General features: G+C 70.5%; 15 protein-coding genes. 14 read left to right on the forward strand and 1 reads right to left on the reverse strand.

The window, feature by feature from the left end; all coding sequences use genetic code 11:
* Nucleotides 1–2 precede the first annotated feature (2 nt).
* Genes OXR08_RS09615 through OXR08_RS09650 form a run of 8 tightly spaced genes read left to right on the forward strand, consistent with a single transcriptional unit; the run spans nucleotide 3 to nucleotide 7170 of the window.
* A complete protein-coding gene (locus tag OXR08_RS09615) occupies nucleotides 3–824 on the forward strand; it encodes an ABC transporter substrate-binding protein (RefSeq protein ID WP_267349498.1) in 822 nt (273 codons plus the stop codon).
* A complete protein-coding gene (locus tag OXR08_RS09620; protein ID WP_267349470.1) occupies nucleotides 821–1783 on the forward strand; it encodes an iron ABC transporter permease in 963 nt (320 codons plus the stop codon). The genes OXR08_RS09615 and OXR08_RS09620 overlap by 4 nt, the downstream gene beginning before the upstream one ends.
* A complete protein-coding gene (locus OXR08_RS09625; protein WP_267349471.1) occupies nucleotides 1780–2553 on the forward strand; it encodes an ABC transporter ATP-binding protein in 774 nt (257 codons plus the stop codon). Before OXR08_RS09620 ends, OXR08_RS09625 begins: the two co-directional genes overlap by 4 nt.
* Nucleotides 2550–3434: an adenosylcobinamide-phosphate synthase CbiB gene (gene cbiB, locus OXR08_RS09630; RefSeq protein ID WP_267349472.1), complete on the forward strand. Its 885-nt coding sequence runs from the start codon at nucleotides 2550–2552 to the stop codon at nucleotides 3432–3434. Before OXR08_RS09625 ends, cbiB begins: the two co-directional genes overlap by 4 nt.
* Nucleotides 3422–4879 carry a cobyric acid synthase gene (locus tag OXR08_RS09635; RefSeq protein ID WP_267349499.1) on the forward strand — a complete coding sequence of 486 codons (1458 nt, stop codon included), beginning with the start codon at nucleotides 3422–3424 and terminating at the stop codon, nucleotides 4877–4879. Before cbiB ends, OXR08_RS09635 begins: the two co-directional genes overlap by 13 nt.
* The gene (gene cobT, locus OXR08_RS09640) at nucleotides 4876–5889 is read left to right on the forward strand and encodes a nicotinate-nucleotide--dimethylbenzimidazole phosphoribosyltransferase (protein ID WP_267349473.1); all 1014 of its coding nucleotides are present in this window, start codon (nucleotides 4876–4878) and stop codon (nucleotides 5887–5889) included. The genes OXR08_RS09635 and cobT overlap by 4 nt, the downstream gene beginning before the upstream one ends.
* 25 nt (nucleotides 5890–5914) lie before the next feature.
* Nucleotides 5915–6652, forward strand: a complete 738-nt coding sequence (locus OXR08_RS09645; protein WP_267349474.1) for an adenosylcobinamide-GDP ribazoletransferase — start codon at nucleotides 5915–5917, stop codon at nucleotides 6650–6652.
* On the forward strand, nucleotides 6649–7170 hold the full coding sequence (locus OXR08_RS09650) for a histidine phosphatase family protein (protein WP_267349475.1): 522 nt from the start codon (nucleotides 6649–6651) through the stop codon (nucleotides 7168–7170). The genes OXR08_RS09645 and OXR08_RS09650 overlap by 4 nt, the downstream gene beginning before the upstream one ends.
* A gap of 8 nt (nucleotides 7171–7178) precedes the next feature.
* Here the strand turns inward: OXR08_RS09650 and OXR08_RS09655 are convergent, their stop codons facing one another.
* The gene (locus tag OXR08_RS09655; protein WP_267349476.1) at nucleotides 7179–7865 is read right to left on the reverse strand and encodes a DUF4197 domain-containing protein; all 687 of its coding nucleotides are present in this window, start codon (nucleotides 7863–7865) and stop codon (nucleotides 7179–7181) included.
* 314 nt (nucleotides 7866–8179) lie between these two features.
* Between OXR08_RS09655 and OXR08_RS09660 the strand changes: the two genes are divergently transcribed.
* From OXR08_RS09660 to OXR08_RS09685, 6 genes are all read left to right on the forward strand, one after another.
* A complete protein-coding gene (locus tag OXR08_RS09660) occupies nucleotides 8180–8962 on the forward strand; it encodes an IclR family transcriptional regulator (RefSeq protein ID WP_112382584.1) in 783 nt (260 codons plus the stop codon).
* Between the two features lie 96 nt (nucleotides 8963–9058).
* The gene (locus OXR08_RS09665) at nucleotides 9059–10099 is read left to right on the forward strand and encodes an ATP-grasp domain-containing protein (protein ID WP_267349477.1); all 1041 of its coding nucleotides are present in this window, start codon (nucleotides 9059–9061) and stop codon (nucleotides 10097–10099) included.
* Between the two features lie 77 nt (nucleotides 10100–10176).
* Entirely contained in the window at nucleotides 10177–10761 is a 585-nt protein-coding gene (locus OXR08_RS09670) for a TerD family protein (protein ID WP_112382582.1), read from the forward strand.
* 14 nt (nucleotides 10762–10775) lie between these two features.
* The gene (locus OXR08_RS09675; RefSeq protein WP_267349478.1) at nucleotides 10776–11885 is read left to right on the forward strand and encodes a TerD family protein; all 1110 of its coding nucleotides are present in this window, start codon (nucleotides 10776–10778) and stop codon (nucleotides 11883–11885) included.
* A gap of 47 nt (nucleotides 11886–11932) precedes the next feature.
* Nucleotides 11933–13018: a DUF475 domain-containing protein gene (locus OXR08_RS09680; protein ID WP_149681997.1), complete on the forward strand. Its 1086-nt coding sequence runs from the start codon at nucleotides 11933–11935 to the stop codon at nucleotides 13016–13018.
* 61 nt (nucleotides 13019–13079) lie between these two features.
* Complete coding sequence (locus OXR08_RS09685) at nucleotides 13080–13655, forward strand: TerD family protein (RefSeq protein WP_112382580.1); 576 nt, start codon at nucleotides 13080–13082, stop codon at nucleotides 13653–13655.

Below are 13655 nucleotides of genomic sequence, written 5' to 3' on the forward strand. Positions count from 1 at the left end.
GCATGGCGCGCGCGATCGGCGCGGCGGCGTGCCTGATGACGGTGTCGGCGGCGCCGGTGCCGGTGCCGGTGCCGGGGACCTTGCGCATCGTGTCGATCAATCCGTGCATCGATGCGATCCTGATGCGCATCGCCGATCCCGCCGAGATCGCCGGGATCAGCCATTATTCGCAGGATGCGCGCGCCTCCTCCATCCCGCTGGACCTCGCGCGGCGCTTTCACGCGACCTCGGGCACCGCGGAGGAGGTGGTGGCGCTGCGCCCCGATCTGGTGCTGAGCGGCCCCCATGTCGCACCCTCCACGATCGCGGCGTTGAAGCGGATGAAGATCCGGCTGGTGCAATATCCGGTGCCCGACAGCGTGGACGAAAGCGTGGCGCAGGTGCGCGAGATGGCCGCCGCGATCGGCCATGCCGACCGGGGCGCGCATCTGGCGCGCGCGATCACGGCGGCGGCGCGGCCGGTGGCGGGGGCAAAGGTGCCGGCGCTGATCTGGCAGGGTGGCGGACTGGTGCCGGGGGCGGGAACCCTGTCCGACGACCTGTTGGCGCGCAGCGGGTTCCGCAACATGAGCGCGGCCTATGGCCTGAAGAAATGGGACGTGCTGCCGCTGGAATATCTGGTGGCGCGACCGCCGCGGGTGTTGCTGTCGGTGGGCACCGCGGAGGCCGGCGGCGACCGGCTGGCGCGGCATCCGGCGGTGCGGCGGCTGGGCGAGCGGATCACGGTGGCGCCCTATCCGGCGCGGCTGATGAATTGCGGCGGCCCGACGATCGTCGCGGCGATGGCGCGGCTGCGGACGGTACGAGAAGGTTTGGGGCGATGAAGCGGTTGAGCCTGTTTCTGCTGCTGGCGTTGATCGCGGCGGCGTTGCTGTCGGTGGCGGCGGGCAAGGTCTGGGTGCCGTGGGGCGCATGGACTGCGGACGATCCGCGCGGGATCATCATCGCCGAGTTGCGCCTGCCGCGCACCGTGCTGGCGATGGCGGTGGGCGCGGCGCTCGGCCTGTCGGGCGCGGTGATGCAAGGCTATCTGCGCAACCCGCTGGCCGATCCGGGGCTGTTCGGCGTGTCGTCGGGCGCGGCGCTGGGGGCGGTCTTGTCGCTGTTCTTCGGCTATGCGGCGCAGGCGTGGTTGCTGCCGGGCTTCGCGCTGGCCGGGGCAGGCGTGACGATGGCGCTGCTCGCGCTGATCGCCGGGCGGTCGGGCAGCCTGATCCTGTTCACGCTGGCGGGCATGATCCTGACCAGCATCGCGGGATCGCTGACGACGCTGGCGATCAGCCTGGCGCCGACGCCGTTCGTCGCCAGCGAGATCGTCACCTGGCTGATCGGCGCGCTGACCGACCGGAGCTGGGACGACGTAAAGGTCGCGCTGCCGCTGATTGCAGGCGGGATGGCGGTGCTGGCGACGACGGCGCGGTCGTTGGATGCGCTGACGCTGGGCGAGGCGGCGGCACGGTCGATCGGGGTCGATCCCCGGCGGCTGCAACTGGCGGTGATCGCGGGCACCGCGCTGACCGTGGGGGCGAGCGTGGCGACGGCCGGGGTGATCGGCTTTGTCGGGCTGATGGTGCCGCATCTGGTGCGGCCGCTGGCGGGTAATCGCCCCTCGGCGATCCTGCTGCCCTCCGCGCTGGGCGGGGCGCTGCTGGTGACGGTGGCGGACAGTCTGGTGCGGATCGCGCCGACGGTCAGCGAACTGAGGCTGGGGGTGGCGATGTCGATGCTGGGCGGGCCGTTCTTCCTGTATCTGCTGATCCGCATGCGGCGGGGGCTGGCATGAGCGTGCTGGCGATCGAGGGCGTCTCGCTGGCGCTGGGCGGCAATCCGGTGCTGCACGAGGTGTCGTTCGCGTTTGCGCAGGGGCGCGTGACCGCGCTGCTGGGGCCGAACGGGGCGGGCAAGAGCAGCCTGTTGTCCTGCGTGGCGGGGTTGCGGCGGCCGGATGCGGGCCGCGTGACGCTGGACGGCACCGGGGTGACGGCGCTCGACCGGCGCGAGCGGGGGCGGCGGATCGGGTTGTTGCCGCAGGACGGCGATGTGCACTGGAACATCGACGTGGCGACGCTGGTGGCGTTGGGCCGCCTGCCGCATCGGGGGCGCTGGGGCGAGACCGATGCCGACCGCGCGGCGGTGGCGCGGGCGATGGCCGAGACCGATGTGGAGCATCTGGCCCGGCGCGGCGTCGAACGCCTGTCGGGCGGGGAGCGGGGGCGCGCGCTGCTGGCGCGGGTGCTGGCGGGGGAGCCGGACTGGCTGCTGGCCGACGAGCCGCTGGCCAGCCTGGACCCGGCGCATCAACTGGACGTGCTGGCGCGGCTGCGCGCCGTGGCGGATGCCGGGCGCGGCGTGGTGGTGGTGCTGCACGACCTGCATCTGGCGGGACGGATCGCCGACGATGTGGTGCTGCTGAACCGGGGGCGGGTCGTTGCGGCGGGAGCGGCGGATGCGGTGCTGACCGCGCCGTTGATCGCCCGGACCTATGGTGTCGCGGTGGAGATCGGACGGACACCGGGCGGGCACCGCTTCATCCTGCCGACCGCGCGGGCATGAACCAGGCGGCGGCGCTGTTGGCGATCCTGATGCTGGAGGCGGTGCTGGGCTATCCGTGGCGGTGGCGGCATCCGGTGGAGGCGGTGGGGGCGCTGATCGCGGCGTTCGAGCGGCGTTGGCGGCGGCACCGCCGGATCGGGGGCGTGGTGTTGCTGGCGGTGCTGATCGGATTGGCGGTCGCGGCCGGGCTGGCGATCGGGATGCTCGGGTGGGTTGCGGTCGTGCTGGTGGGCACGACGGGGTTGGCGCAGCGAAGCCTTCACGACCATGTTTCGGCGGTGGCGACGCCGCTTGCGGCGGGCGATCTGGTGGCGGCGCGCGGCGCGGTGGCGATGATCGTCGGGCGCGATACCGACACGCTGGACGAGGGCGGGGTGGCGACGGCGGCGATCGAGAGCCTGGCGGAGAGTTTCTGCGACGGGGTGGTGGCGCCGGCCTTCTGGTTCCTGATCGGCGGGTTGCCGGGGCTGTTCGTGGCCAAGGCGATCAACACTGCGGACAGCATGGTGGGGCATCGCACCGAAAGGCTGGCGGCGTTCGGATGGGCGAGTGCGAAGGCCGATGATGTGATCAACTGGTTGCCGGCGCAGATCGCGGGGTTGCTGATCTGTCTGGTCGGGCGGGGCGGATGGCGGGTGATGCTGCGCGATGCGGGCAAACATGCCTCGCCCAATGGCGGTTGGCCGGAAAGCGCGATGGCCGGCGTGCTGGGGCGGCGGCTGGGCGGGCCGGTATGCTATGATGGCGAGCCGGCGATCCGCGCGGTGCTGGGCGACGGGGCGGTGCCGGGTGTGGGCGACCTGAGGCGGGCGCTGCGCGTCTATCGCGGCGCGTGCCTGATGATGTGGATGCTGGTGGGGGTGATCGCTTGGGCGCGGTGATGCTGCAGGGGACGGGGTCGGACGTGGGCAAGTCGGTGCTGGTCGCCGGGCTGTGCCGGCTCTTTGCCAACCGGGGGCTGAAGGTCCGGCCGTTCAAGCCGCAGAACATGTCGAACAATGCGGCGGTCGCCGCGGATGGCGGCGAGATCGGGCGGGCGCAGGCGTTGCAGGCGATCGCCGCGCGCACGCCGCCGACGACGGACATGAACCCGGTGCTGATGAAGCCGCAGTCCGACCGGACGTCGCAACTGGTGGTGCAGGGGCGGGTCGCGGGCGTGGTGCAGGCGGGGCGCTGGCGCGAGGCGAAGGCGGGGCTGCTGGACCCGGTGCTGGCGTCCTATCGCCGGTTGCGCGACGAGGCCGATCTGGTGATCGTGGAGGGGGCGGGAAGCCCGGCGGAGATCAACCTGCGCGACGGCGACATCGCCAATATGGGCTTTGCGCGCGCGGCGGGCGTGCCGGTGGTGCTGGTGGGCGATATCGACCGGGGCGGGGTGATCGCGTCGCTGGTCGGCACGCGCGCGGTGCTGGACGAGGCGGACGGGGCGATGGTGCGCGGGTTCCTGATCAACAAGTTCCGCGGCGACCCGGCGCTGTTCGCAGACGGCATGGCGGCGATCGTGGCGCGGACCGGGTGGGAGGCGCTGGGGCTGGTGCCGTGGCTGAACGCGGCGGCGCGCTTGCCGGCGGAAGATGCGGTGGCGCTCGACCGGATGGGCGGGGGCCAGGGGGTGGTGATCGCGGTGCCGATGCTGTCGCGGATCGCCAATTTCGACGATTTCGATGCGCTGGCGAACGAGCCGGGCGTGCGGCTGGCGATGATCCCGCCGGGGCAGCCTTTGCCGGCCGACGCGGCGCTGGTGATCCTGCCGGGGAGCAAGGCGACGATCGCGGACCTGGCGTTCCTGCGCGCGCAGGGGTGGGACGTGGACCTGTTCGCGCATGTCCGGCGTGGCGGCCGGGTGCTGGGGATTTGCGGCGGATACCAGATGCTGGGGCGGCGGGTGTCCGATCCGGAAGGGATCGAGGGCGCGGCGGGCAGCGTCGCGGGACTGGGCCTGCTGCCGGTGGAGACCGAACTGGGCCGCGACAAGCGGGTGCGGGCGGTGACGGGCACGCTGCACGGCGGCGGGGGCGACTTTGCCGGGTACGAGATCCATGCCGGAGTGACGCGGGTGGATGCGGGGACGCCGCCGCTGCTTCGCTTCGAGGATGGCGGCGTCGATGGCGCGACCGCTGAGGATGGGCGGATCGCGGGCTGTTATGTCCATGGCTTGTTCGACCGGGTGGGCGCGCGGGGGCATTGGCTGGAGGTGATCGGGGCGGTGTCGGACGGGTGGGACCGCAGCGAGGCGATCGATGCGGCGCTGGATGCGATTGCGGGGGAACTGGAAGCGGTAGTGGCGGTGGAGCGGATATTGGCGCTGGCGGGGGAGGCGGCATGATCGCCGAGGCGGAGGTGCGCGCGCATCTGGATGCGCTGGCCAAGCCGCGGGGCGCCATGGGGCGGCTGGAGGAGGTGGCGGTGCGGCTGGCGCTGAGCCAGGGGCGGATCGATCCGGCGACCCGGCCGCGACAACTGGTGCTGTTCGCGGGCGACCATGGCTGTGTGGACGATGGCGTGTCGGCCTGGCCCTCGGCGGTGACGGGGGTGATGGTCGGGGCGATCCTGGGCGGCCGGGCGACGAGCAATGCGCTGGCGGCCGCGCAGGACTGTACGCTCAGGCTGGTGGATGTCGGCGTGGCGGGGCCGCGCACCACCGATGCGCCGGCCTTTTTCCGCGATGCGCGGGTCGGTGACGGGACGGCGAGCCTTGCGCGGGGGCCTGCGATGTCGGTCGACGCGTTCGAGGCGGCCTGGGCGGTCGGCGTCGAGGAGGCGCGCCGCGCGGTCGGTGACGGCGCGGCGGTGCTGATCGCGGGCGAAATGGGGATCGGGAATACGACGCCGGCGGCGTGCCTGACTGCGCTCATTACGGGGATCGAGGCCGATGCGGCGGTGGGGCGCGGGGCGGGTGCGGACGATGCGGCGATGGCGGCAAAGCGGGCGGTGACCGCCGGTGCGGTGGCACGAGCGCGTGGCGAGGCTGATGTCCGCGAGGCGATCGCGGGTATCTGCGGCTATGAGATCGCGGCGATGGCGGGATTTTATGCCGAAGGGGCGCGGGCCGGCGTGACCCTGTTGATCGACGGCTATGTCGCGACGGCGGCGGCGCTGGTGGCGGAGCGGCTGGCGCCGGGGACGGCGCGGGCCATGATCGCGGCGCATCGCTCGGCCGAGCCGGGGCACGCAGCGGCGCTGGCGGCGCTGGGGCTGGCGCCGATGCTGGAATGGGACATGCGGCTGGGCGAGGGGAGCGGGGCGCTGGTCGCGCTGCCGCTGCTCGACAGCGCGGCGGCGCTGCTGCGCGACGTGGCGCGGCTGGATGCGATCGGCGTGGGCCGTGCGGACTAGGGCGCCGTTCTGGGCGCCGCCGCTGATGGCGGTACAGTTCCTGACGCGCGTGCCGGTGCCTTGGCTGGCGCGGCTGGACGGCGCGCGGGCGGGCGATGCGTTCGTGCGGTCGACCGGGTGGTTGCCGTTGGTGGGGACAGGCATCGGCATCGTCACCGCGGTCGTGTTCGCGCTGGGGCAGATATGGTGGCCGCCGCTGGTCGCGCTGCTGGTCGCGCTGGCGGTGGAGGCGTGGCTGACCGGCGCGTTCCATGAGGATGCGGTGGCCGATTTCTGCGACGCGTTCGGGGCTGCGCGCGATGCGGAGACGACGCGGCGGATCATGAAGGACAGCCGGATTGGCAGTTACGGTGCGCTGGGACTGGGGCTGGCGGTCGCGCTGCGCGTGGCGGCGACGCTGGCGGTGCCGGGTTCGGTCGGGCTGTATGCGATCGTCGCCGCGGCCGGCATCGCGCGGTGGAGCGCGGTGCTGTTGATGGCGATGGCGCCGCCGGCGGCGACGGGCGAGGGCGTGGCGAAGGATATCGGACGCCTGCCGCGACGATCCTTCTGGCTGGCGGCGGTGACCGTCCTGCCGGCGATCGGACTGCTGGCGACGATGACCGGTGGCGGGGTGGTCATCGCCTTGATCCTGCTGGGCGTCATGCTGACCTGGATCGCGCGCGGGATACGACGGCGGATCGGGGGCAGCACGGGGGACTGTCTGGGCTTTGCGGCCTATGCGGCGCAGGTGCTGGTGCTGTTGGTGGTGGCGGGCGCGTGACGGTGCGGCTGTTGCGGCATCCGCCGGTCGCCAGGGCCTGGGCCGGGCGGTGCTACGGCGTGTCGGACATGGGATGGAGCCGCGAAGGGCGGGCGATGGCGTGGTCGCTGGCGGCGGCGGTGCGGGCGGACACCGTCGTGCATTCGGGGCTGGAGCGGACGCGGCGACTGGCCGAGATGCTGTGTCCCGCACCGATCGAGGATGTGCGGTGGCGCGAGCGCGACTTTGGCGCGTGGGAGGGCCGGCGCTGGGACGCGATCTGGCGCGAGAGCGGGAATGCGATGGACGGCCTGATGACCGACCCGCACGGTTTCCGTCCGGGTGGCGGCGAGACGGGGGCGATGCTGGCCGCGCGGGTGCGGGCGGCCTGGGACGCGCTGCCCGACGCTGACCATGTGCTGGTGATCGCGCATGGCGGGTCGATCGCGACGCTCCGCTGCCTGTTGGCGGGGGCGCCGCTGACCGAGGCGGTGCGGTTCATCCCCGCCTGCGGCGAGATGGTGGAACTGGCACACTGACCGGCGGGTCAGCGGCCGCCCAGCACCGCGATCAGCACGGGGTCGCGCGTCGCCAGCGGGTCGGCGCGGATCGCGGCCTCCTCGCGACCGATCGCGCGGAAGATGGCGCTGCCGGCCTGTTCGGCGACATCCCGGGCGAGCGCGGTGTAATCCACCCCGGTGCGCGCGGCGATGACCGCGCCCAGTATCTCCGCGCCGTCGGAGCGTAGCGCGCCGCCGATCTCGGGAAACATGGCGTCGACCACCGCGCCGCGCGCCTGGCGTTCGAGCAGGGTCGTCGCCGCGGTCGGCCCGCCGCGCAGCACCGATACGGCATCGGCCACGCTAAGGCCGCGAATCGCATCGAGCACGACCGGCGTCGCCCGGTCGGCGGCATCCACGGCCACGTCGTTCAGGGCAAAGGCGATGCGGTCGCGTACCGCGCGGGTGCGCAGGATCGCGGCCAGCACGTCGCCGTCTCGGCCGCCCGCCACCTGCTGCGGCACGGTGATGCGGGTCAGCTGGTCGTCATAAAAGCCGCCGGGTTGCAGCAGCCGGGCAAAGGCACGCTGGCTGGACAGGGTGAGCAGACGGTGGATGCCGTCACCCAGGCTGTAGGAGCCGAGCGGCGTGGTGCAGGCGCCGATCGCGACCAGCGGCAGCAGCGCGGCACCGCGGAGCAGGTGGCGGCGGGCAAGGAGAGGCGACATGGTCATTGAACATCCCGATTTGGGTGGATTTGACGGGTCGATATGACCTAGCCTGTGGGGGACGGGGGATTGCGACAGGGTGAACGGGCCGGCAGGATCACGGTTTTGCGCGCCATTGTTGTCCAGCGGTGTCAGCAAACGCATAGATCATTGACGTTTCCGCGTTCCATTGCATAGCTAAAGTTAATCCAGGTTACGGTACGCTGGTTTGGAACGATGCACACGACCGAACCGACATGTCGCGAAGCTACGGACCGATAAGCAAAAGATCGAGCCAGACAGCAGGAACGGGGGAACGGCGTTTGGAAGCGGAAGCGGAAATGGAAGACGGCATTCTGGAGCGCGACGGCAAGCGGCTCTATCGCGCGCCCGCGCTGGAAAAGGGCCTGGATATCCTGGAGCTGCTGGCGGGCGAGGAACAGCCGCTGACGGTCAGCGCCATCGTGCAGCGACTGGGGCGATCCACGGGCGAGCTGTTTCGCATGATCCAGGTGCTGGAACATCGCGGTTTCGTGGAACAGGGACCCGCCGGCTATGTCATGACGCCGCGCCTGTTCCATCTGGGATTGAAGCGGCCGCCGGTACGCAGCATGCTGGAACAGGCCCTGCCGATCATGCGGCAACTGACCATCGATATCGGTCAATCCTGCCATCTGGGCATCCAGACGGGCAGCGACATGGCCGTGGTCGCGCGCATGGAATCGACCGCGGCGGTGGGCTTTGCGGTACGGGTCGGATATCGGCAGCCGTTGCACCGGACCTCCTCCGGGGCGGTGCTCTATGCGTTTCAGTCGCCCTCCATCCGGGGTGACTGGGAGCGGTCGTTCCAGCCGGCACCCTCGGCCGACGAACTGAATGCGTTCCGGGCGCGCGCCGACGAGATCCGCGTCACCGGCCTGGGGCGGCAGGACAACCCGTGCATCAACGGAATGCGCGATCTGTCCGCGCCGATCCTGCGCGGGCGGCAGGCGATCGCGGCGTTGACCGTACCGTTCCTGCGCCTGACCGATTCGACGGTATCGGAAGATGCCGCATGCAACGCGATCCGGGCGGCGGCGGCGGAAATTTCCAGCAGCCTGGCGTTCAACGACAGCCACGCCTGAAGATACCCAGTCGGACGTTCGCGGCGGCGCCGGTTTCAGGGTGACACCGGCCGGGGGCGCTATCGCCAGCCCGCAAAGTCTGAAACAGCGCCGGCGATGAAGACGATCTGGTTCGATCGCGGGCATTCGGTCCGCAATGCGTTGGCCCTGATAAGAGCGGGGGCGAACGGGCGGGTGCGATTGATCGCCTCGCACCCTTATGCCGATGCCGCGGCGCTGGCGGCCGCCGATCTGGCGCTCATCGAGCCGATCGCGGCGGACGGCTATCGCGACTGGTGTCTGGACATGTGCCGGGTGCACGGCGTCGACCTGTTCGTGCCCGGCATGCGCCGCGACCTGATCGCGGGCGACGCGGCCGCTTTTGCCGCGCTCGGCACGCGGCTGGCGCTGCCGGCGGCGCCCGACATGCTGGACCTGCTCGACGACAAATGGGCGTTCATGGACGCGGTGGCGGCGGCCGGGCTGCCGGTACCGCAGGCGTGGCTGGCGCGGGGCGGCGATGACGTGCGCGGCGCCGCTGCCGCCCTGCGCGGACAGGGGCTTGGCGCGTGCGTCAAGCCGCGGCGCGGGGTGTTCGGGGCGGGCTTCTGGCGGCTGGAGGACGAACGGCCGCTGATCGCGACGCTGATGGATGTCGATGCGCGGACGATCGCGGTCGAGGCCTTTGCGCAGGCGCTGGACGACGGGCAGGCGCCCGACCTGCTGATACTGGAATATCTGCCGGGGCACGAGACGAGCGTCGATGTGCTGGCGGACGGCGGTCGCGTGGTGAGCGCCGTCGCCCGGCGCAAGGAGCGCGTGGGGCAGTGGGTGGAAAGCGAGGGCGAGGCGATCGACCTGGCGGCAGCGACGGTGCGGCTGTTCGGCCTGTCCGGCCTGATCAACGTGCAGATGATCGAGGATGCGGCCGGGCAGCCGCGGCTGATCGAGGTCAATACGCGGATGAGCGGCGGGTGCCTGAACACCGTGTTTGCCGGCGTGAACCTGCCCTGGTGGCATGTCGCGCTGGAACTGGGGCTGGCGCATGCGGACATGGTGCCGCGCCCCCGCGGCCGCGCACTGGTGGCGGCGGTGCCCGATGCGATCCGGCTGGATGCGCCGGCGCCGCCCTTTTCCGCGATGATCCGCGACGAATAGCGGTTGCGGGCGCCCGCAGGGGCGGTCTAGCGTGGTGCGGACATCTTCCGATCTTTTGCCTTGGGAGGGGCAGCGCGATGGTAAATCTTCAAAAAGGTCAGACAGTTCGACTGGAAAAGCGCGGTGGCGGCACGCTGACCCGCGTGACCATGGGGCTGGGCTGGGACGTGAAAAAGGCCAAGGGGCTGTTCGGCGCGCTGCTGGGCGGCGGGGGCGGCGACATCGACCTGGATGCGTCCTGCCTGCTGTTCGATGCCGGCGGGCAGATGGTGGACCAGGTGTGGTTCCGGCAACTGACCAGCCGCGACGGCAGCATCGTCCATTCGGGCGACAATCTGACGGGGGCGGGTGCTGGCGATGACGAGACGATCAATGTCGACCTGACGCGTCTGCCCTCCACGGTGCGCGCGCTGGTGTTCACGGTGAACAGCTTTCGCGGCGACACGTTCGACCGGATCGACAATGCCTATTGCCGGCTGGTGGATGCCACCAACGGCAGCGAACTGGCGCGGTTCGACCTGTCGGGATCGGGCACGCATACCGGGCAGGTGATGGCGCAGGTGGTGCGCGTCGGCGACGGGTGGGAGATGAAGGCGCTGGGCGAGAAGACCACGGGCCGCACCTTCCATGACATGATGGGGCCGATCACGGCCGCGTTGTAAGGGCGCCCCTCGCGATGCGCGAACTGAGCCAGGGCGGCAATGCAGCGGTGGCGGGGGACGCGGTGCGCGTCGCCCTGACCCTGCCGGCGGAGGCCGATGTGTCCGCTTACCTGCTGCGCGGGGACGGGCGGGTGCGCGGCGATGCCGACATGCTGTTCTACAACCAGCCCGCCGATCCCGCGGGCGCGGTCCGGCTGGACGTGGCGACCCGGACCTTTGCGGTCACCCTGTCGCGGCTGGACCCGGCGATCGAACGGATCGTGTTCTGCGTAACGGTGGACCGGGGCACGGTGGCGGTGCTGGAGGGGGCCGCGATCACGGCGGGCGATGTCGAATATCGCCCGCGTCTGGCAGGCGCGAGCGAGGCGGCGATGATGCTGGGCGAGCTGTACCGGCGCGCCGGGCAGTGGAAGTTCCGCGCAGTGGGGCAGGGCTTCGACGGCGGGCTGGCGCCGCTCGCCCGCTCGTTCGGGATCGAGGTGGCGGAGCCTGTCGCCGCGCCGCCACCGCCGCCACCGCCGCCGCCTCCACCCCCGCCGGTGCGGCTGAGCAAGGTGACGCTGGACAAGCCGCGCCAGACGGTCAGCCTTGCCAAGCCGACCGGCGAGATCGTCATCAACCTGAACTGGTCGCGCGGCAGGGGCGGCTGGGGGCGCAGCGGCGCGGTCGACCTGGACCTGGGTTGCCTGTTCGAGCTGGACGATGGCTGGAAGGGCGTGATCCAGGCGCTGGGCGGCACATTCGGCGATTATGAGGGCGAGCCGTGGATCGCGCTGTCCGCCGACGATCGATCGGGCGACACCGCCAGCGGCGAGACGATGCGGGTAAACGGCCGGCATTGGGACCGAATCCGCCGCATCCTCGTTTTCGCGCTGATCTACGAAGGCGTGCCGAACTGGCAGGCGACGGACGGCGTGGTGACGGTGAAGATGCCCGGCGAACAGGATATCGAAGTGCGCATGACCGAGGGGCGCAACGACCGCCGGCTGTGCGCGGTCGCGATGCTGGAAAATGTCGGCGGCCGGTTCCAGGCGATGCGGCTGGTGGATTACCATCAGGGGCAGCGCAAGCTGGACGAAGCCTATCGCTGGGGCTTGCGCTGGACGGCGGGGTCAAAGGACTGACATAAGCGCCCCATACACCAAGACGGCGCATCCGGGGGACATTCGTGCTGCTGAAATATTACAAGGGTTCGTTCATCTTCACGGGCATCTGCCTGGCCATCGCGGCCTGGCTGGGGATGCAGAGCACCGGCACCGTCGGCGGCACGCTGGGCGTGTTGTGGATCGTGGCGGTGCTGGGCGTGCTGGAGGTGTCGCTGTCGTTCGACAACGCCGTCGTCAACGCGACGGTGCTGCGCGACATGGACGAGAAATGGCGCCGCCGCTTCCTGACCTGGGGCATCCTGATCGCGGTGTTCGGCATGCGCATCGTCTTCCCGCTGGCGATCGTCGCGATCGCGGCCAGCCTGGGGCCGGTCGAGGCGCTGAAGCTGGCGGCGGGCGATCCCGTGCGGTACGAACAGATCATCACCTCCGCCCATGTCGGCATTTCGGGCTTTGGCGGCGCGTTCCTGGCGATGGTCGGCCTGAACTTCTTCTTCGACGACGAGAAGGAGGAGCACTGGATCGGCGTGATCGAGCGGCCGCTGGCCAAGCTGACCGACATTTCAGGTCTGGCGGTCGGCATCGTGCTGCTGGCGATGTACGTGATCTCGCGCTTCATTCCCGTCGAGGAGGCGATGACCTACATAACCTCCGGCATCTTCGGACTGTTGACCTATATCGCTGTGCATGCGCTGGGCGTGCTGCTGGAAGGCGACGGCGATGCCGCGACGGGCGCGGCGGCGCGGTCGGGCCTGGCATCCTTCCTGTATCTGGAAGTGCTGGACGCCAGCTTCTCGTTCGACGGGGTGATCGGTGCGTTTGCCTTGTCGAACAACCTGTTCATCATCGCGCTGGGCCTCGGCATCGGGGCGATGTTCGTGCGTTCGATGACGATCATGCTGGTCGATAAGGGCACGCTGACCCAGTATCGCTATCTGGAGCACGGCGCCTTTTATGCGATCATCGCGCTGGCCGCGATCATGCTGCTGTCGGTCGAGTTCGAGATTCCGGAGACGGTGACCGGCCTGATCGGCGCCGCGCTGATCGGTCTGGCCTTCTGGGCGTCGGTGCGCAGCAACAAGCGGGATCCGGAGCAGCCGATCGAGGCGGCCGATCCGGTCAAGCCGTCGGGCACCGCGCTGAAGGACTGAGCGCGCAACCTTTACGTCAATATCGGTCGATGATCGGCCGGCAAGCAATGGAGACGATCAGATGGCGGTATCCCTGTCCAAGGGCGGCAATGTCAGCCTGTCGAAGGAAGCACCCGGCCTGAAGGCGGTACGCGTCGGCCTGGGTTGGGACACGCGGGTGACGGACGGCAGCGGGTTCGACCTGGATGCGTCGGTGTTCCTGCTGAACGAGGCGGGACAGGTGCGGTCGGACGCGGACTTCGTGTTCTACAACAACAAGCTAGGCGCGAACGGCGCGGTCGAGCATCAGGGCGACAACCTGACCGGCGAGGGCTCGGGCGACGACGAGACGGTAAGCGTCAACCTCGACACGCTGCCCGCCGACATCGCCAAGATCAGCTTTGCGGTGACGATCCATGAGGCGGAGGCGCGTCGGCAGAATTTCGGCATGGTATCGAACGCGTTCATCCGCGTGCTGAACGCCGATGGTGGCACCGAGATCGCGCGCTACGACCTGTCCGAAGACGCATCGACCGAGACGGCGATGATCTTCGGCGACCTGTATCGCCATGGTGGCGAGTGGAAGTTCAAGGCGATCGGCCAGGGCTTTGCCGGTGGCCTGGGGCCGCTGGCCCGGTCGTTCGGCGTCAACGTCTAG

This window comes from Sphingomonas sp. GM_Shp_2, assembly GCF_026540875.1.
In the GTDB taxonomy this organism is placed as follows: domain Bacteria; phylum Pseudomonadota; class Alphaproteobacteria; order Sphingomonadales; family Sphingomonadaceae; genus Sphingomonas; species Sphingomonas carotinifaciens.